The organism is Halomonas sp. AOP25-F1-15 (assembly GCF_052378675.1).
Taxonomy (GTDB): Bacteria; Pseudomonadota; Gammaproteobacteria; order Pseudomonadales; family Halomonadaceae; genus Vreelandella; species Vreelandella casei.
Map to the genome: position 1 here is coordinate 356,443 of NZ_JBQSXV010000004.1, position 17,054 is coordinate 373,496.

The following is a 17,054-nucleotide window of genomic DNA, read 5'->3' on the forward strand; positions in this document are numbered from 1 at the left end:
GAATGGGCGCGCCGCTTTTTTGGCTTTAGTACTGAGTTACTTTAGTACTGAGTTACTTTAGCACTGAGTTGCTTACGGTGTTTCTTGCTGGTCATCCAAGTGCTCAACGATAGCGTCGAAAAACACCATGGGGTCAACGACCTCTTTACCCACGGGTTTGGGCTCGGCGGCGTTCTGGGCGATGACTATATTGTGGGCCGGATTGATGTAGACGTACTGGCCTTGAATGCCCACCGCAGAAAATGCCTGGTCTTCTCGAGACTGCGGAGTCCAGCCGGTCCACCACATGTAGCCGTAGTCTAAGTCATCGCCGCCTTCCAATGTTTTGGGCGTAGACGCCTCCTCCACCCACCCCTCAGGCAGTAAGCTCTCGCCATCGATGACACCGTCGTCGAGAATAAACTGACCGAAGCGGGCATAGTCACGAAGCGTCGCACCAATACCGCTGCCGCCAATTTCTACACCATCCGGCGACTCAAGCCACCAGGTCGCATCACTTTGCATGCCGTAGGGCTGCCACAGTTTCTCCGAAAGGTATTCCGCCAAGGGCCTGTCGATAGCGCCGCGGATAAACTCGGCAAGAATCTGCGTTTCACCAGTGCTGTAGTTGTTGATCGTGCCGGGCTCAGCGGCTCGTGGCAGCTCTGACATTACCTCCATGGCGCCACCCGGGGTCTGGGCGATCTGGGCACGCAACAATTCCCGGCGGTCCGAACTCACATCGGTATAGGTCTCGTTCCAGGCGACCCCCGATGACATCATAAGGATGTCGCGCAGACTGACGCCGTCATAGGCACTGCCTTCAAGTGCTGGCACGTAGTCCACCACCTGGGCATCGAGGCTCTCGATCAGGCCATCCTTGATTGCCATGCCCGCAAGCGTTGAGGAGATAGACTTGGCCACAGACATCGACATCCAACGCGTATTCTCATCGTTACCCCGCTGGTAAGTCTCATAAACGACGTCGCCATCTTTCATGACCAACAGACCTGCAACGCTGTTCAACGCCAGGTAGTCATAGAGATCATACGTTTTATCATCGCTCTCAACGGAGAGTCCCTCCAAAGAAGCATCAGAGGTCGGCAAAGGGCGAGGAGACTCTCCAGCGGCAATGGTCCGCGAAGGAAACAATCGATCGATATTACGAAACGTATTGACGGCCATATCCGGCGTTAAGTGGCCACTGTAGACGTCTTCCACGTCGCCAATGGGCTCTTCGGCGTGACGATACTCAGCGCCAATCGCGCCGTTGGAAAGTAGCAGGCAGATCGGCAAAACACCCAGCATGCACCAGCGTTTCCGACGTTCTATCGCCCTTTCTTGCAGAGCATTTCGGCAACTACGATTAATGGGCGTGAGCTGTACCCATGTGATATTCAGCATCTCGGTTCTCCTAGCATGTTGTATTTTGCGTCCTGCTATCGCAGCTTAACTACTTTTTCTTACCAACCGTGTAAGGTTAGTCTCAAAACTCTGACTTACTAGCATCGCTGATTCAGCAACGACACGGACTGCTTTATGCCGACACCTATCGAGGCGCGACTAGAGGCGCTGGCAAGCGAACTTAAGCGGGCAGGGATTTCGTACCGCGAGCTATCGCCGATGGCGGATACCGGGCTTGCTCACGATCACGTATGGGTTCACCGCAGCGATGGTGACGACTGGGTGGCACGACTGCCAAAGCAGAGCCAAATGAACCTGCCACCACAAGAAAACCTGGCCTACCAAGCCGCCTGTTATCAGCGCGCTAGCCCAGGTGGTCATATGCCAAGGTTTTATGGCACCTTGCCACCCAGCGATACCCTGCCACGCGGCGGGCTATTGGTCGAGGCTATCCGTGGTCGCTTAGCCCAACTGCCGGATGATCTACCCGCCATTGCGGATGCCTTGGCGAACCTGCATCGCCAACCGCTGCCCAGTCTCGCGGCGCGAAAACCGCTGCTTGCGCCTGACGACCCGTGGCAAGCAATGGTCACTGAAGTGCGCCAGCAGGCTAACTGGCTGAGTGATGCCCAGCTTTCAAGCAAAGTCACGCAACGCATTCAGCAAGAACTGGATATGCTCTCGCCCCGCTTGCGCGATGCCACGCCTACGCTCATTAGCTTTGATACTCACCCTGGCAACTTTTTAATCCGTGACGATGGCCGCGCTGTCTTAGTGGATTTGGAAAAGTGCCGCTATGGTTTACCGGGCATTGATCTTGCGCATACCTCGCTTTATACCTCGACTACGTGGGATATCAATAGCCAAGCGGTACTGTCGCTGGGCGAGGTGATTACGTTTTACCGCCGCTGGCAAACCGCCATGGGCGAAACACCCAGTGCAGAGACCTTGGTCGCTTGTCGTCGCGCCACCTGGCTCTGGTCGCTGACATGGTGCACCAAATGGCGAGCCCAGCACTTAAACGCCAAGGATGCCCAACAGCGCGGTGAAGACTGGTCGGCGGAACTCACCGATGCGGCCGTCATTGAGCACGTCCGTGATCGCGTTGAGCATTATCTATCCTTACCCATTATTGACCATGTTCACAGCGAGCTGCAGTGCTTACAGGCCTCCCTGTAGCGCTTTACGCTTTTTCTATTGCCAATCCTAAAATATCAGTCCCCACGAGGTGTGCGATGCCGATGAACCGTAATTCCTTTCGTGCCACTATTGCCATAGCGATGATGCCCATGGCTGTTACTGCCATGGCCAACAACCCCGATCCCAACGATTGGCAAAGCGTAACGGCGCAAGCTGAAGGCCAAACCGTGTATTGGAATGCCTGGGGCGGCGAAGCACGTACCAATGCGTATATCGAGTGGGTGGCACAGCAAGTTGACGAGCTTTATGGCATCGACCTAGTTCACGTCAAGCTAGGCGATACGTCAGAATCGGTGTCACGGGTTTTAGCAGAGAAACAGGCGGGCAATGACGACGCAGGCAGCGTCGATATGATCTGGATTAACGGCGAGAACTTTGCCGCGATGAAAAGCAGCGACCTACTGTTCGGGCCTTGGGCGGACTCACTGCCCCACTACCCGCTTACCGACCCAGACAATACGCCTGCCGTGCGTTACGACTGGACGATTCCCGTCGACGGGCTAGAGTCCCCCTGGAGCAGCTCCCAGGTAGTGTTTTATTACGATACAGCGCTGGTAGAAGACCACCCTCACAACATGCCAGAGCTTCTGGACTGGGCTAAGCAACACCCTGGAGAGTTTACCTACCCACAGGTGCCTAACTTCCTGGGCAATGCGTTTATTACCCAGGCCCTGCTGGAGCTAGTCGACAACACAGATCTGTTCTATGAACCGATGCAAACAGACGACTTTGACCAGGCCACCGCACCTCTTTGGGCGTATCTAGACGAGCTTCATCCACAGTTATGGCGTTCGGGCAGGGCCTTCCCCTCTAATAGCGCCGATTTACGCGGCTTAATGGGCGACAGCGAAATTGGCATTGCCCTTTCGTTCAGCGCCACGGAAGCATCGGGCGCTATCGCCAACTATGAGCTTCCCGAAACGGTACGCAGCTATGTTCACGACAGCGGCATGATCGGCAATATGAGCTTTATGGCAATTCCTTATAACGCCGAGCACAAGGCGGGAGCCATGGTGGTGGCCAACTACCTGATGTCCCCCGAGGCTCAGGCGGAAAAACACGATCCTGAAGTGTGGGGCAGTGGCACTGTATTAGCGATGGAGCAGCTCACTGACGAAGAGCGCGCACTGTTTGATGATATTGACCTAGGCATTGCCACACTCCCGCCTAGCGAGCTTGGTGAAGTGCTCGGCCAGCCGCATCCCAGCTGGGTGGATGCCCTCGCTGACGCGTGGCAACAACGCTACGTGAACTAAGCCATGCTTTTTCTGGCGCCCTGGGTCTTGATAAGCGCGCTGGTGGTGCCGTTAGCGGCGGGCCTTGCGATGATCATCCTTCCGGCGTTTGGCTATTTGCCGGTACTGGGCGGTGAAACCTTTCACTTTGATGCCTGGCGGACTCTTTGGGCGTACCCAGGGCTTCACCGCTCAATACTGCTGAGCTATGCGAGTGGGCTGATCACCACCCTGGTAGCGCTTAGTGTCGTGGTACTGTTCCTGGCGGCCAACCGTGGCACTTGGTTAGACCGCAGCATTCGACGACTGGTCTCGCCGCTACTAGCGATTCCTCATGCGGCAGTGGCGTTTGGTTTAGCGTTTCTTATCGCTCCTTCCGGGCTGTTTGTACGATGGATATCGCCTGGGTTGACCGGCTGGGAACGCCCACCGGATGTGTTGATCGTCAATGATCCTTGGGGGCTCTCATTGATGGCCGGGCTGATGCTTAAAGAAGTGCCTTTTTTACTCTTGATGTGCCTTGCAGCCCTCCCCCAGCTAGGCACAGAAAAGCGCTTAATGATGGCGCGCTCTCTGGGCTATACGCCCACGATTGCCTGGTTAAAAACCGTGCTGCCCTCACTTTACCCGCTGATTCGGCTGCCGGTGTATGCAGTGATCGCCTATGCCACGTCGGTTGTCGATATGGCGCTCATTCTCGGCCCCACACTGCCGCCAACCCTTAGCGTGTCGATTCTTAGCTGGTTCAATGATCCGAATTTGGATCGACGCTATATGGCCTCTGCAGGGGCGGTATTGCAACTTGGGGTCACTCTGGCGGCGCTATTAACCTGGTGGCTGGGCGAACAGTGCGTAAGGCGATTCAGCCATTACTGGCTCGTGAATGGTGCCAGGAAAGCTGGCTCTACAACTATCGCCATTAGCGGCCGGATGCTGTTAACAACGACAACGCTGCTGGTCATCAGCGCGATAGGAGGGTTGGTCGTATTTTCGCTCGCCGGTTTTTGGCGCTTTCCTGATGCTTTCCCTGGCACTTTCACGCTGGATCACTGGCAACGCATTTTGCCGAGTGTGATAACACCACTGATGAATACGCTAAGCGTGGGACTTGCCTCAACGCTCATTGCTGGCGTACTGGTCGTGGCAACGCTTGAGAACGCTGTGCGTCACCACTTGCCGGTTAGCCGCTCCCAGTGGCTGCTGTATTTACCTCTTATCGTTCCCCAGGTCGCCTTTCTATTTGGCTTAGTCGTCGCGGCGGAGAGTATGCGTATTCGCCCCCAGTTAGCATTAGTGATTGTGGCGCATTTACTGTTTGTGGCGCCTTATCTTTACTTATCGCTCTCTGAAGCGTATCGGCGTCTTGACCCGCGCTGGGTACAGGTCGCTCATTCCCTTGGAGTAGGGCCATGGCGTGCGTTCTGGCAGGTGCGCCTGCCGCTGCTATTGGCCCCGTTGCTCACTGCCTGCGCGGTCAGCTTAGCGGTCAGTATCAGCCAGTATTTACCCACGCTGTTGCTGGGCGGCGGGCGTATTCCTACGATTACTACCGAAGCGGTAGCCATGGCTTCTGGGGGCAATCGGCGCCTCATCGCGGTGCTTGCCTTACTGCAAGCGCTGCTGCCCTTTATCGGTTTTAGCCTCGCTTTATTGATCCCGCGATGGGTGTGGGCGAAACGGCGCACTATGCAAGGAGTGGTATGAACGCCAATCCCAGGCTTCACATCAAGCAACTGACTATCTCGCTAGAGAGCGAGATGCTGCTCGCTATCGACCGTGTGATACCACCGGGCGACGTATTGACCGTGATGGGCCCTTCCGGCTCGGGCAAGTCCACCCTGCTGGCTTATCTGGCGGGCTTTTTGTCACCCGCCTTCACGGCCTTGGGCCAGCTCTACCTGGATGAACAGCGCCTGGACACACTGCCCGCCGAGAAGCGTGGTATCGGGCTACTGTTTCAAGATCCACTGCTGTTTCCACACCTGAGCGTCGGCGGCAACCTACGCTTTGGGCTACCTCGTCAGAGTAACGATAAACACCGGAAAATCTCGCATGCCCTTGAACAGGTAGGTCTGGCAGGCTTTGAAAAGCGCGATCCCGCCACCCTTTCCGGTGGCCAGAAAGCACGGGTAGCCTTAATGCGCCTGCTGCTTTCGAAGCCGCAGGCAGTACTGTTGGATGAGCCGTTTTCAAAATTGGATACGGCACTACGTCAGGAGACGCGCTCGCTGGTATTTGGCCAGCTGCGCGAGGCTGGCCTGCCTACACTGCTGGTTACCCACGACCGCGCTGATGCCGACGCTGCAGGAGGGCCGGTCATTGAGCTTGGCTAAACAACTGCCTCGGCTCAGCATCATAATGCCGGTGCTGAACGAAGCCGCCAGCATTAAGAATGCGTTGGAACCACTGCGCACACCGAACGCGGCTCAGCAAATCGAGGTCATCGTAGTTGATGGCGGGAGCAGCGATGACAGCGTTCATATCGCCAGGCCGCTGGCAGACCATTTACTCAACAGTCCGGCCGGCCGGGCGACGCAAATGAACGTGGGCGCACAGCAGGCGAGTGCACCTACGCTATTGTTTCTGCATGCTGATACTCGCTTGCCCGAGGGCGCCATGGAGCAGATAGCCCAAGCGCTAACAACCCATGCCTGGGGCCGCTTTGATATTCAGCTTAACGGCCACAGTGGCTGGCTACCCGTGGTGAGTTGGATGATGAATAAGCGCTCGCGGCTCACCGGCATCGCGACCGGCGATCAAGGCATCTTTGTACGCACCAGCACGTTCCAAGCCATGGGCGGCTTTGCCGAGCAGCCGCTGATGGAAGATATTGAGCTGTGTAAGCGGCTCACTCGCGCATCGCCTCCCGCCTGCCTAACGGCAAAAGTGATAAGCTCAGGCAGACGCTGGGATCAGCACGGCGCGTTGAAAACCATCTGCCTGATGTGGCGGCTACGCTATCGCTACTGGCGCGGCGTTAGCGCCACTCAGCTTGCCAAGGAATATCGCGATGCCCGCTAAGATGCCTATTCAGCGCAAACCGCTGCCTCATTTGCACCTGCTGGCCAAAGCGCCGCTTGCTGGGCAGGCAAAAACGCGCTTGGCACCATTGCTGGGAGAAAGCGGTGCGGCCAATGCACACGCTGAACTGGTGCGCCACTGTGTTGCCAACGCCTGCGGGGCACTGCCCGCTGAGCAGATTACGCTATGGACGGCGCTTGACCACACCCACCCGCTATTTATTGAGTTGCACAATCAATACGGCTTGGCGTTACGCCCTCAGCCGGACGGCGATCTAGGCACTCGGGTTCGCCAGGCTCTCAACAGTACGCCGGGGCCCGCCATGCTGATGGGCAGTGATTGCCCCAGTATTACCAGTGCGCTGATTACCACCTGTGCACAGCAGCTCGCCCGCTACGATGTGGTTATTTTACCCGCGGAAGACGGCGGCTACGGTTTTGTCGGCACCCAGCAAGATTACCCTGCACTCTTTACCGACATCCCCTGGGGAACCCACACCGTGCTGAAAACCACCCAGCAGCGTATTCAGGCGATGGGGCTGAAGGCCGCTTATCCGGCAACCATCTGGGATGTAGACCGTCCAGAAGATTGGCAGCGCTGGAAAGCGTTAGCGCTTTCCGTGTAAGGAAACGGATTCTGTTCTCACTGAGTGAATCTCCCTCTTTATATAAAAGCAGTTAAACGCAATATAAAAGCAGTTAAACACAGCATGCTTACTCACTCCCCCTGCCCCTGGAGCTTATCGTGACCCGACAACGTTTGATTCTTGCCGCGCTACTGGTCATTGCCATTGGCGTGTTTTTTCTGAGCGGTGCCCACCAGTGGTTCACGCTAGAAACCCTTAAGGCGTACCAAAGCGACTTTCAAGCGGCGTTTAATCAAAATCCATGGCAGGTGGCGGGACTCTTTTTTGCCGTCTACGTGGTGATGACCGCCCTTTCGCTACCGGGTGCCACGCTGCTCACACTGCTTGGCGGTGCGCTGTTTGGTTTGGGCTGGGGGCTGCTAATCATCTCGTTTGCCAGCACGCTGGGTGCGACGTTAGCTTTCGTACTCTCACGGTTTTTATTTCGCCAACCGATTGAAAAACGCTTTCCGCGCCAGTTTGAAGCGGTAAACCGCGGCGTTGAGCGCGACGGCGCTTTTTATCTTTTTATGCTACGCCTTGTGCCGGTGTTTCCATTTTTCATGATCAACCTGGTCATGGGGCTAACGCGGATTAAAACCGTGACGTTTTACTGGGTGAGCCAGCTTGCGATGCTGCCGGGCACGGCGGTTTTCGTCAATGCCGGTGGCCAGCTGGGTGAGCTTGAGAGCCTGGGCGGCATCGTTTCCCCGACGCTGTTAGCCTCGTTTGCGCTGCTGGCGATTTTCCCCTGGATTGCCCGGCGCATCGTGCTATTAGTGCAGCAACGCAAGGCCTACCAAGGCTTCACCCGCCCCCAGCGCTTTGATTATGACATTGTGGTGATTGGCGCAGGCTCAGCGGGGCTGGTCACCAGCTACATCGCTAGCGCCGTGAACGCCAAAGTGGCGCTAGTGGAAAAAAATAAGATGGGTGGCGATTGTCTGAATACTGGCTGCGTACCGTCTAAAGCGCTGATACGCGCCGCCCGCGCAGCCCATGAGATTCGCACCGCGTCACGCTTTGGCGTCAGCGCCAGCGAACCCGAGATCGATTTTTCCAAGGTGATGGGGCACGTTCATCAGGCAATTCGTGATATCGAACCCCACGACAGCGTAGAGCGCTACAGCAGCTTAGGCGTGGAAGTGCATGAAAATCACGCCACGCTCCTCTCGCCGTGGGAAGTCCAGGTCGGCGATAAAACGCTGACTGCCCGCCATATCGTGTTGGCCACCGGGGCACGGCCACGTATTCCAGCCCTGCCGGGCATTGAGGGCGCCCCCGTTTTAACCTCAGAAAACCTTTGGTCGCTCACGGAGCTACCCAAGCGCCTAGTTGTACTGGGGGGTGGTGCCATTGGCTGCGAGCTGAGCCAGAGTTTTGCTCGCCTGGGCAGCCACGTCACGCTGGTAGAAGAAGCTGCCCAGCTGCTGGGGCGTGAAGACCATGACGTTGGTGAACTGATTGAAAACACCTTGGCTGGCGAAGGCGTCACGGTGTTGTCCCATACCAAGGCGTTCGAAGTGATGAATGATGCCGCTGGCTACCAGTTGGTCGTTGAGCAGCAAGGCGAACGCACGCTGCTCGCCTTTGACTATCTATTAGTGAGTGCAGGACGCCAAGCCAACGTTGAGGGCTTGGGGTTAGAAGCGCTGGGTATCACTACCACTCAAGCGGGCACGCTGGAGCTTAACGAGCGGCTGCAAACGCGGCTTCCTAATATCTGGGCCTGCGGTGATTTAGCCGGGCCTTACCAGCTCACCCACGCTGCGTCACATCAAGCATGGCACGCAGCGGTCAATGCACTGTTTGGTGAATTCAAGAGCTTTGCGGTGGACTATCGCGTTATGCCCGCCGTCACCTACGTTCAGCCTGAGGTGGCCAGAGTAGGGCTGAATGAGAAAGAAGCTGAAGCAAAGGGTATTGCATTTGAAGTGACTCGCTACGCGATGAGCGAGAGCGACCGCGCCATTGCCGAAGGCGCCACTCAAGGCTTTATCAAGGTACTCACCGCACCCGGTAAAGATAAAATTCTCGGCGCGACGATTGTGGCTGAAAATGCTGGCGAGTGGCTGGGTGAGTTTACCCTCGCCATGAAGCATGGCCTGGGGCTTAACAAGCTGTTGGGCACTATTCATCCCTATCCCACATTAGGTGAGGCGGCCAAGGCCACGGCAGGCGTATGGAAAAATGCGCATAAACCCGAGCGGGTGCTGGCGCTATTGAAACGCTACTTCAACTGGCGTCGCGGTGACGGAAAATGAAACAGCTGCTGCTGATCGGCGCAGGCCATGCCCATGCCTTTGTGCTGGAAGCGTTTGCCAATCGGCCAGCCCCGAACATTGCCATTACCGTTGTCAGCGACAGTGCTTTAGCAGCTTACTCAGGTAGCGTGCCGGCATGGCTAGCAGGTGAATGTACGCTGCGTGAGACTCAGATCGACGTGGCGGCACTGTGCCAGCGCGCCAATGCACGGCTGCTGCTTTCTTCCGTTCGCCACATCGACACGCTATCTCGTTACGTAACGCTGGCAAACGGCGACCGGATTGATTTTGACATTGCCTCGTTCAATATCGGCTCCACTCTCGTTCCACCTCAGCAGCATGGCGAACAGCTGCCCAAGCTGATGGCCATGCGCCCGTTAAGCTCGCTACACGAACGCTGGCAAGCCCTGCTGGCGCATATTCAGCACCTGCCCAGCGGCGGCGTTCAACGCGTTGTCGGCATTGGCGGCGGTGCGGCAGGCTGCGAAACGCTGATGAGCGTGATGGCGCAGCTACGCCACCAGCGTGCAGATATTGACTGGCGGGGGCATCTGCTCAGCGCATCCAACCGGCTTTTGCCCGGCGCGGGACGTCTGCCTCGCGGCCTAACCCAGCGTGCGCTATCACGCGCGGGTATTAGTGTGCATACGCAAATACGCGGAGTCGCGTTGGTTGACGGCGGTGTATTAACTCACTGCAACATGCTGATTCGCGCAGATATCGTGCTATGGGCAACCGGCGCCGTCGGCCATCGCTGGCTGGCAGAGTCGGCATTACCGCTGGATAAATATAACTTTATTCGGGTAAACAACACACTAGAAGCCAGCGATCAGCCGGGGATTTTTGCCGCCGGTGACTGTGCAGCGCTAACGCCAGCACTACCTAACGCCGGCGTTTACGCGGTGCGCATGGGCCCCCTCCTGGCGGAGAACCTTCGCCGCGCTTGCCACGGTGAGCCGCTGACCAACTGGCAGCCACCGAAGCGCGTCCTGGCACTGATTGGCACCGGCGATGGCCGGGCCATTGGCAGCCATGGTGACGTTGGCATCTCAGGCCGATGGGTTTGGAAATGGAAAAAGCGGATTGATGCGCGCTTTATCGCACGCTTCAATCCGCCTAATAAGTAGTGCTCAGAACAGCCTACTTGCCTTCGCGCCAGCCGCCGAGTACTCGGCTATCCGGGCCAAAAAAGACCAGCCGATCATGGTCAATTAAATAACGATAGGCCGTTTCCATCATATCCGTTACCCGCTTTGCATCGGCCATTTGGGGGCACGCCATGCGGGTTGTCGCTAATTCGCTAAACGCTATGCGCTGGCTATCGCCGAGCGTCACTTCGCCGGTAAAGCGGTTGCAGCCATCATAACCGCTGACCTTGCCGTCCTTTGCAATCTGGAAATAGGGCGTTTCCGACATGGACAGCCGCTCGTCAGTGCCAACCAGCAATAGATTCCAGCGCTGCTCAACGATAGGGCCTGAGAGCGAGGAGCCGCTCATTTGGCCTCCGGTTGCTGAGCTCGGCCCCGGGGTGCTGCTACAAGCACTCAATAACAGCGCAGCCGAAGCAAGCAGCGGCAGTAAACGCCAACCTTTCATGGTCATGATGATCCATTCCTTCTCTAGCGATTAAGCTTAACGACGATCAGCAGATTGACTACCAGCTACCGCTATTTTCCATAGAGGCCCAGGGCTCTTGGGGTGCTAACGCATCGCCTTTCTGCAGCAGCTCCACCGAAATACCATCCGGCGATTTAACAAACGCCATATAGCCGTCGCGAGGCGGGCGGTTGATAGTAACGCCGTTATCCTGCAGGTATTGGCAAAGCGCGTAAATGTCATCGACACGATAGGCTAAATGGCCGAAATTGCGCCCGCCTGAATACTCTTCTGGGTCCCAGTTGTAGGTCAGCTCTAGCTCAGGCGCCGTCAGCCGCTCTGAACGCTGCTCGTCCGCTGGCGCCGCTAGGAAAATCAGTGTGAAGCGGCCTTTCTCATTTTCTTTGCGACGCACTTCCTTGAGCCCCAGCAGGTCGCAGTAAAAATGTAGTGACGCGTCTAAATCGCTAACCCGTGCCATGGTATGAAGATATTGCATAACGACTCCTGTGAATAATTCATCTTAGCCATGCTTTACAAAAGCGTGACGATAAGACCAAAACATTGCAACGCTGTACAATGACACCATAACGTTTATCTTAACTGGGTTTACTCGATGGAGAAACCTGTGGATTCAGTCACTCAAGCCGCGCTGGGTGCTGCCATTGGCGGCGCAGTGCTAGGACGCCGCCTTGGCGGCAAAGCATTACTCATTGGCGCAGTACTCGGCACCTTGCCGGATCTTGACGTAGTGTTGGATTATGGCGATGCCGTGGCCAATGTCACCGAGCATCGCGGCTTTAGCCATTCGCTGTTTGTGCTTACCGGATTAGCCACGCTAATGGCACTGCTGTGCACACGCTTTGCCCCTGCCCGCGATATCTCCTTTCAACGCTGGTGGTGGCTTTTTACTCTTGGGCTGACCACTCACCCATTGTTAGATTCGCTGACCACTTACGGCACCCAGCTGTTGTGGCCTCTGGACCTACCCCCAGCCGCGCTGCCCATCGTTTTTATTATCGATCCGTTCTACACGCTGCCCCTGCTGATTGCCCTCGGCATTGGCCTGGCTTCAAGGCGGATAGCTAAAGCCTGCACCTGGGGATTAGCCATCTCCAGCGTTTACCTCATCATGGCGATAGGCGCCAAAACCGCAGTGGAGCATCGTTTAGCGCCGGTGCTAGCGGCACAAGGCCTGGAAGATGCGCCCTTACTTATCCAACCAGCGCCGTTCAGTATCGCGCTGTGGCGCGTAACGCTGGTGGACGGCGATCGCTACTATGAAAGTTTGGTCAGTCTGTTTGATGGCCAGCATTCACCACATCTTGAGCCGCTACATCGAAACGCTGAGTTAGAACAGGCCGCCCTCGCTAGCCAGCAGGGCCAGCGTTTAGAATGGTTTGCCGGCCCATTCTTACGCTACGAGACACGCTTGCTGGACGGTAAAGAGACGCTGATCGCCACCGATGTCAGGCTCGGCTTTCCAGGCTTTCACCCGTTTAGCTTTACACTCGCAACCTTAGAGGATGGCGGCTGGACACCCGTGGTGGTAACCGAGCAGCTAGAAAATACGCGTGAGCTGTCTATGCAAACGCTGTTAAGTCTAGCCGCTCGCGCCACCGGCAACCCTTCCGCTCTATGCGCCAGCGAATTTGTGGCGGATGCATGGCGAGCGGAGCCCACGGCTTATCGCTGTTAAGTTAATGCCTGAGCATTGGGCAGGGCTTATGGAGCGATACCCTGGCCGCAGCCACTGTACTGCTCACCACCATAGGTCAGCGTGACTCGGGCGGGGAAAGGTTTGCCGCTCATGTCATCGAAGCAGGCCCCCGCCTCAATGCGAACGCGAAAGAAGGGCTCGACATCGCCATTTTCAATCACCACTCGGCCGGCCTCGTTATCCATCACGCTGACCATGTAGGGCAGTTGGATTTTATCCTCACCATAATTGAGCTCAATCGTTAGCGTCGGCGTGTCGTGGGCTAACGCAATCGACCATCCTGGCTCATTGCCCTGGCCAAAGAACATGACGCCGGGCCGTTCAGCGCGGGTTAAGGCATCACGCTGCTCAGCAAGCGAGCACTGTAGCTGACCCCGTGGCGTTTCCACGCGCGCCTGCTCACCGCGATTCCAGAAGCTGATTTCACCATCCTGATAGCGAGCGCCGCTGGCCACAATCGCCTGAGGCAATCGCCAAGCACCATGCAGTGACCAAAGGCGCAGGTCGCTGTCATTGGTCGCGGTGACGAGGTGCTGCTGAGCGGGCATGCAGTGCCAAGCTTCAAACTGCTGTGCAGAGCCGGGAAAAAGCGCCGACGGTAGAAAAGGTGCCCGGTTTTCCAGCGTTGCCTGGTTAGCAACGGCCGTTTCGGCTGAAGGCGTTGCTGCACAGCCCGTTAAGGCGAACATCAGCCCTGTCACGACCGACGCCCATACGCGTGTTGTTAGCATGTTCATTGTACTGGATTCATTGTACTGGGTTCCCTGTAGGACGGATTCTATAGCTTGCGTTGTGCCTACCCGCGTTTGAACGCTTGCAGGTCTTGAGTATCGACACTTTCTACTTGTGGTGGCAACCCCTGCTCTTCGCGCTTCATTTTAAGCTGGTTTTTTTCGGCGAGACGCTCTGGATCACTATTGGCGGCACGCCCATTAAGCTCTGCTAACTGCGCCATGCCCTGATGATAAAAGGTCAGTAGGTCCAGCGCAGTGCGATTGTTCTCTTCGAATTCACGCCGCAGCGGAGCAAGATAGCCGCTGACTTGTGACAGTTGATGCTTAAGCTGCCAAACATAGCGTACCTCAGCCATCCACGGGCGCTCACGCAGCACGGCAAAGAGTGCGCTGGTTGCCAGCAATCCAAGCACAACGCCTAAGACGTTGAGCCACAGGCTGCTGCCAAAGGTAGAGGTCAGCAGCATTGAAAATAATAGACCAAAAATAATCAGCTGCCCCGCCATGGCAAAGCTGATCATACGAGCTTTGCGACGGTAAGCCTCTGGGTCGTGATGTTCTAGGTTAAATACCATAGCCAGCCTCGTTATCTTTGGAAACGCTCTTATGATACGGGGCTGACCAGGGCAAACAAGCTCTTGCGCTAAGCTAAACGCTCCGCGGCCGTTTTGAGCAGATGCTCGGTGGTTTCCCAACCCATGCAAGCATCTGTTACCGACACACCGTAGCGCATTGCGCCGGGCTTTAATGGCTGTTTTCCTTCAAACAGATGGCTTTCTAGCATTAGTGCGACTAGGTTGGCCTCGCCTGCCTGGCGCTGAGCCAACACATCCAGCATAACCTCACTCTGGCGACGATGGTCTTTACGCGCATTGGCGTGACTGCAATCCACCATCAGCCGCGGGTTTTGCCCAGCGTTACGCAGCGCGGTAATGGCCGCACGCACGTGATGCGCCTGGTAATTGGGCTCACCGTGGCCACCACGTAATACGACGTGAGTATGCGGATTGCCCGCTGCTTGCTGGACAATAGGGTGGCCCTGAGAATCAACCGCGAAGCGCTGGTGTGGATGAGCCGCCGCCTCCATGGCATCAATCGCCACCTGTACATCGCCGCTGGTGGCATTTTTAAATCCCACCGCGGCGGCTAAATCACTGGCTAGTTCGCGATGCAGCTGCGACTCCGTTGTGCGTGCGCCAATCGCCACCCAGCTCAGTAAATCGTCCAGATAAGGTGCCAGCATCGGCTGCAAAAGCTCGGTAGCCACCGGCAGACCGCGTGCTGCAACCGCATGCATCAGCTTGCGGGAAAGCGCTAAGCCACGCCCCATATCGCCGCTGCCATCCAAATCAGGGTCGTAGGCTAGCCCCTTCCAACCCACCGTAGTGCGTGGCTTTTCGATATAAACGCGCATCACAGGCAAAATATGCTCGCCCACTTGCTCGCTGAGTGCGGCCAAACGATCGGCGTACTCTAGCGTCGCCTTGGGGTCATGCACCGAGCAGGGGCCTACGACGACCAGCAGGCGATCATCCTGACCGCTTAAAATTTGCTGCACGGCGTGACGCTGGCGCGAAATCTGCTCACGTAGCGAGTCATTAAGCGGAACACGCTGACGAAGCGCATCGGGAGTAGGCAGCCTTTCGGACGGCGCGGTGAAGGCCGTATCGCCGTTAGGGCTATGTTTTGAAGGACTATGTTTTGAAGGACTATGTTTTGAAGGACTATGTTCTGAAGGGCTATGGTTTGAATGACTTGATCTTGCAGGGCTATTGACAACAGAACTGATGGGCGCATTCATGATTAACTCTCCGTAATCGTACATCGATTGACTAAGTGACCACCCAGGCGAACACGATCGGAGGTGGCAGCTAGCACCGATCGCGCGCCACTAAATCGCCAGCCATAGCAATAGCCCACAAAGCCAATAGCAAAAGCGTTAGTCAGTACGCGATAAATCATGGTGCCGCTCCTTAATGAAATAATGATGACGATCACTATAGATACGTCCAAAAACGCCAAAAGCCCCGGCGGGGTTACCGACCGGGGCTTCTGTGCTTGCGGCAGGCAACCGAGTGGTGTGCCTGGTAGCGCGACGTTAGACGTCGGCCAAGGGCACACCGTGGCTAAACCAATACCAATAAGATGCAATGCTGTTAGCCAGTTCAGCGCTACGCGCTGGCTGAAGGCTTTCCACGCTCACACGCAAGCCATCAGCCATTATCGGCTGGGGCTTAACTGTGAATGGCGTGGCGAGTCGTCGCATGCTGATTTTCCGTTGGTAATGGTGAGCCCTGACCGATCGCCCTAAGGGCTGCCGCAGTGGCGTAATGCCTTTATCCTGCCTGCAAGCGTTTCAAATGGCAATACTCATATGTTAAAAGCTTGCAGCTAAGCGGTGCCCTTCAAGTCAAACAGGGCTAAAAAAGGGCTTAGAAAAGAGCTTTAGCGGGCCTAAGAAAAATCATGTTTGGGATATTAGCTAGCCCGTGGCGCATAGGCGAACACGTCTGAAAACACGCGCTCTAATGGCATGCCTTTACTTTCAAGCACGTCCAGGCAGGCATACACCATGCCTGGCGAGCCTGATAAATAAACATCATGCGCATGCGGGGCAATATCCGCGGCCTTCAGGGCATCATCAATACGCCCCTGCTGATGGCTAATCCGCGCTCCTGCCGCTAGCGGCTCCTCTAACGGAAGCTCGGTGACAGCATGGAATGAAACGTTGGGATACGTTTGCGCCCAGTGGCTGGCCAGCTGTTCTAGATAAAGATCACGGTGTTCGCGTGCGGCCCACCATAGCGATACTTGCCGATCGGGCTGTTCGTGCAGCACCGCCTCAACCATGGCTTTCATCTGTGAAAAGCCGGTACCCGCGGCGATGAGCATAAGCGGCCGCTGGCTTTGACGATCCAGCACGCATTCACCGCCCGGCAATCGCAGCGTTAGTTGGTTCGCGACCTTCAACAGCTCTCGTAGGCGCACGGAATTGTTTCGCTCCGGCCAATGCTGAATATGTAGTTCAACAATGCCATCCCCGCGATCGAAGCTGGCAATCGAAAACGGCACCCAGGTGGTATCGTCTAACTTAAGCTCTAAATACTGGCCCGGTGCATGCTGCATAGCTTCGGCGCGCCCTTCGAGCGTCACGCCAAACACATCGGGATTCAAGTTCTCAACTTCGGTAACTTGGCAAGTCAACGTCCTTGCACTCATGAAAGCCTCTTTTTGCAAATTCGGTCAACTATTTCGGTCAACTATAACGCGGCACGT

Annotated in this window: 18 protein-coding genes; 9 read left to right on the forward strand and 9 right to left on the reverse strand. The window is 56.3% G+C overall.

What is annotated here, in order from left to right:
• Positions 1–72 precede the first annotated feature (72 nt).
• Entirely contained in the window at positions 73–1,383 is a 1,311-nt protein-coding gene (locus tag ACT3TF_RS09980) for a serine hydrolase domain-containing protein (protein WP_441683941.1), read from the reverse strand.
• A gap of 135 nt (positions 1,384–1,518) precedes the next feature.
• On the opposite strand from ACT3TF_RS09980, the gene ACT3TF_RS09985 reads away from it, so the two are divergent.
• From ACT3TF_RS09985 to ACT3TF_RS10020, 8 genes are all read left to right on the forward strand, one after another.
• Positions 1,519–2,562: an aminoglycoside phosphotransferase family protein gene (locus ACT3TF_RS09985; RefSeq protein ID WP_444672154.1), complete on the forward strand. Its 1,044-nt coding sequence runs from the start codon at positions 1,519–1,521 to the stop codon at positions 2,560–2,562.
• A gap of 56 nt (positions 2,563–2,618) precedes the next feature.
• Positions 2,619–3,839, forward strand: coding sequence for an ABC transporter substrate-binding protein (locus tag ACT3TF_RS09990; RefSeq protein ID WP_444672155.1), 1,221 nt, complete (start codon positions 2,619–2,621; stop codon positions 3,837–3,839).
• A 3-nt stretch (positions 3,840–3,842) separates the two neighbouring features.
• A complete protein-coding gene (locus ACT3TF_RS09995) occupies positions 3,843–5,522 on the forward strand; it encodes an ABC transporter permease (RefSeq protein WP_441683947.1) in 1,680 nt (559 codons plus the stop codon).
• Positions 5,519–6,151 carry an ATP-binding cassette domain-containing protein gene (locus ACT3TF_RS10000; protein ID WP_444672156.1) on the forward strand — a complete coding sequence of 211 codons (633 nt, stop codon included), beginning with the start codon at positions 5,519–5,521 and terminating at the stop codon, positions 6,149–6,151. Before ACT3TF_RS09995 ends, ACT3TF_RS10000 begins: the two co-directional genes overlap by 4 nt.
• Before the next feature lie 25 nt (positions 6,152–6,176).
• Positions 6,177–6,839, forward strand: coding sequence for a TIGR04283 family arsenosugar biosynthesis glycosyltransferase (locus ACT3TF_RS10005; protein WP_407647781.1), 663 nt, complete (start codon positions 6,177–6,179; stop codon positions 6,837–6,839).
• Positions 6,829–7,464, forward strand: coding sequence for a TIGR04282 family arsenosugar biosynthesis glycosyltransferase (locus tag ACT3TF_RS10010; RefSeq protein WP_444672157.1), 636 nt, complete (start codon positions 6,829–6,831; stop codon positions 7,462–7,464). The genes ACT3TF_RS10005 and ACT3TF_RS10010 overlap by 11 nt, the downstream gene beginning before the upstream one ends.
• 119 nt (positions 7,465–7,583) lie before the next feature.
• A complete protein-coding gene (locus ACT3TF_RS10015; RefSeq protein WP_444672158.1) occupies positions 7,584–9,728 on the forward strand; it encodes an FAD-dependent oxidoreductase in 2,145 nt (714 codons plus the stop codon).
• Complete coding sequence (locus ACT3TF_RS10020; protein WP_444672159.1) at positions 9,725–10,855, forward strand: FAD-dependent oxidoreductase; 1,131 nt, start codon at positions 9,725–9,727, stop codon at positions 10,853–10,855. Before ACT3TF_RS10015 ends, ACT3TF_RS10020 begins: the two co-directional genes overlap by 4 nt.
• A 13-nt stretch (positions 10,856–10,868) precedes the next feature.
• Here the strand turns inward: ACT3TF_RS10020 and ACT3TF_RS10025 are convergent, their stop codons facing one another.
• Entirely contained in the window at positions 10,869–11,330 is a 462-nt protein-coding gene (locus ACT3TF_RS10025) for an META domain-containing protein (protein WP_235041276.1), read from the reverse strand.
• A gap of 52 nt (positions 11,331–11,382) precedes the next feature.
• Positions 11,383–11,823: a VOC family protein gene (locus tag ACT3TF_RS10030; protein ID WP_441671776.1), complete on the reverse strand. Its 441-nt coding sequence runs from the start codon at positions 11,821–11,823 to the stop codon at positions 11,383–11,385.
• A gap of 129 nt (positions 11,824–11,952) precedes the next feature.
• Here ACT3TF_RS10030 and ACT3TF_RS10035 point away from each other — a divergent pair, with 129 nt between their 5' ends.
• Positions 11,953–13,023, forward strand: a complete 1,071-nt coding sequence (locus tag ACT3TF_RS10035; protein ID WP_444672161.1) for a metal-dependent hydrolase — start codon at positions 11,953–11,955, stop codon at positions 13,021–13,023.
• Between the two features lie 26 nt (positions 13,024–13,049).
• On the opposite strand, the gene ACT3TF_RS10040 is transcribed toward ACT3TF_RS10035, so the two are convergent.
• From ACT3TF_RS10040 to ACT3TF_RS10065, 6 genes are all read right to left on the reverse strand, one after another.
• Positions 13,050–13,781 carry an MliC family protein gene (locus ACT3TF_RS10040; protein ID WP_444672162.1) on the reverse strand — a complete coding sequence of 244 codons (732 nt, stop codon included), beginning with the start codon at positions 13,779–13,781 and terminating at the stop codon, positions 13,050–13,052.
• A 59-nt stretch (positions 13,782–13,840) separates the two neighbouring features.
• Positions 13,841–14,353 (reverse strand): DUF3087 family protein, encoded by a 513-nt coding sequence (locus ACT3TF_RS10045; RefSeq protein ID WP_444672163.1) that lies wholly within the window; start codon positions 14,351–14,353, stop codon positions 13,841–13,843.
• A gap of 68 nt (positions 14,354–14,421) precedes the next feature.
• A complete protein-coding gene (locus ACT3TF_RS10050; RefSeq protein WP_444672164.1) occupies positions 14,422–15,579 on the reverse strand; it encodes a 3-deoxy-7-phosphoheptulonate synthase in 1,158 nt (385 codons plus the stop codon).
• A 2-nt stretch (positions 15,580–15,581) separates the two neighbouring features.
• On the reverse strand, positions 15,582–15,740 hold the full coding sequence (locus ACT3TF_RS10055) for a hypothetical protein (RefSeq protein WP_441683965.1): 159 nt from the start codon (positions 15,738–15,740) through the stop codon (positions 15,582–15,584).
• 136 nt (positions 15,741–15,876) lie between these two features.
• On the reverse strand, positions 15,877–16,044 hold the full coding sequence (locus ACT3TF_RS10060) for a hypothetical protein (RefSeq protein ID WP_441683967.1): 168 nt from the start codon (positions 16,042–16,044) through the stop codon (positions 15,877–15,879).
• A gap of 212 nt (positions 16,045–16,256) precedes the next feature.
• Positions 16,257–16,997 carry an FAD-binding oxidoreductase gene (locus ACT3TF_RS10065; RefSeq protein WP_441683969.1) on the reverse strand — a complete coding sequence of 247 codons (741 nt, stop codon included), beginning with the start codon at positions 16,995–16,997 and terminating at the stop codon, positions 16,257–16,259.
• Positions 16,998–17,054 lie beyond the last annotated feature (57 nt).

Coding starts and splice junctions, on each gene's coding strand:
- ACT3TF_RS09980 (WP_441683941.1), bottom strand. CDS start 1,383: ATGCTGAATATCACATGGGTACAGCTCACGCCCATTAATCGTAGTTGC.
- ACT3TF_RS09985 (WP_444672154.1), top strand. CDS start 1,519: ATGCCGACACCTATCGAGGCGCGACTAGAGGCGCTGGCAAGCGAACTT.
- ACT3TF_RS09990 (WP_444672155.1), top strand. CDS start 2,619: ATGCCGATGAACCGTAATTCCTTTCGTGCCACTATTGCCATAGCGATG.
- ACT3TF_RS09995 (WP_441683947.1), top strand. CDS start 3,843: ATGCTTTTTCTGGCGCCCTGGGTCTTGATAAGCGCGCTGGTGGTGCCG.
- ACT3TF_RS10000 (WP_444672156.1), top strand. CDS start 5,519: ATGAACGCCAATCCCAGGCTTCACATCAAGCAACTGACTATCTCGCTA.
- ACT3TF_RS10005 (WP_407647781.1), top strand. CDS start 6,177: ATGCCGGTGCTGAACGAAGCCGCCAGCATTAAGAATGCGTTGGAACCA.
- ACT3TF_RS10010 (WP_444672157.1), top strand. CDS start 6,829: ATGCCCGCTAAGATGCCTATTCAGCGCAAACCGCTGCCTCATTTGCAC.
- ACT3TF_RS10020 (WP_444672159.1), top strand. CDS start 9,725: ATGAAACAGCTGCTGCTGATCGGCGCAGGCCATGCCCATGCCTTTGTG.
- ACT3TF_RS10025 (WP_235041276.1), bottom strand. CDS start 11,330: ATGACCATGAAAGGTTGGCGTTTACTGCCGCTGCTTGCTTCGGCTGCG.
- ACT3TF_RS10030 (WP_441671776.1), bottom strand. CDS start 11,823: ATGCAATATCTTCATACCATGGCACGGGTTAGCGATTTAGACGCGTCA.
- ACT3TF_RS10040 (WP_444672162.1), bottom strand. CDS start 13,781: ATGAACATGCTAACAACACGCGTATGGGCGTCGGTCGTGACAGGGCTG.
- ACT3TF_RS10045 (WP_444672163.1), bottom strand. CDS start 14,353: ATGGTATTTAACCTAGAACATCACGACCCAGAGGCTTACCGTCGCAAA.
- ACT3TF_RS10050 (WP_444672164.1), bottom strand. CDS start 15,579: ATGAATGCGCCCATCAGTTCTGTTGTCAATAGCCCTGCAAGATCAAGT.
- ACT3TF_RS10055 (WP_441683965.1), bottom strand. CDS start 15,740: ATGATTTATCGCGTACTGACTAACGCTTTTGCTATTGGCTTTGTGGGC.
- ACT3TF_RS10060 (WP_441683967.1), bottom strand. CDS start 16,044: ATGCGACGACTCGCCACGCCATTCACAGTTAAGCCCCAGCCGATAATG.
- ACT3TF_RS10065 (WP_441683969.1), bottom strand. CDS start 16,997: ATGAGTGCAAGGACGTTGACTTGCCAAGTTACCGAAGTTGAGAACTTG.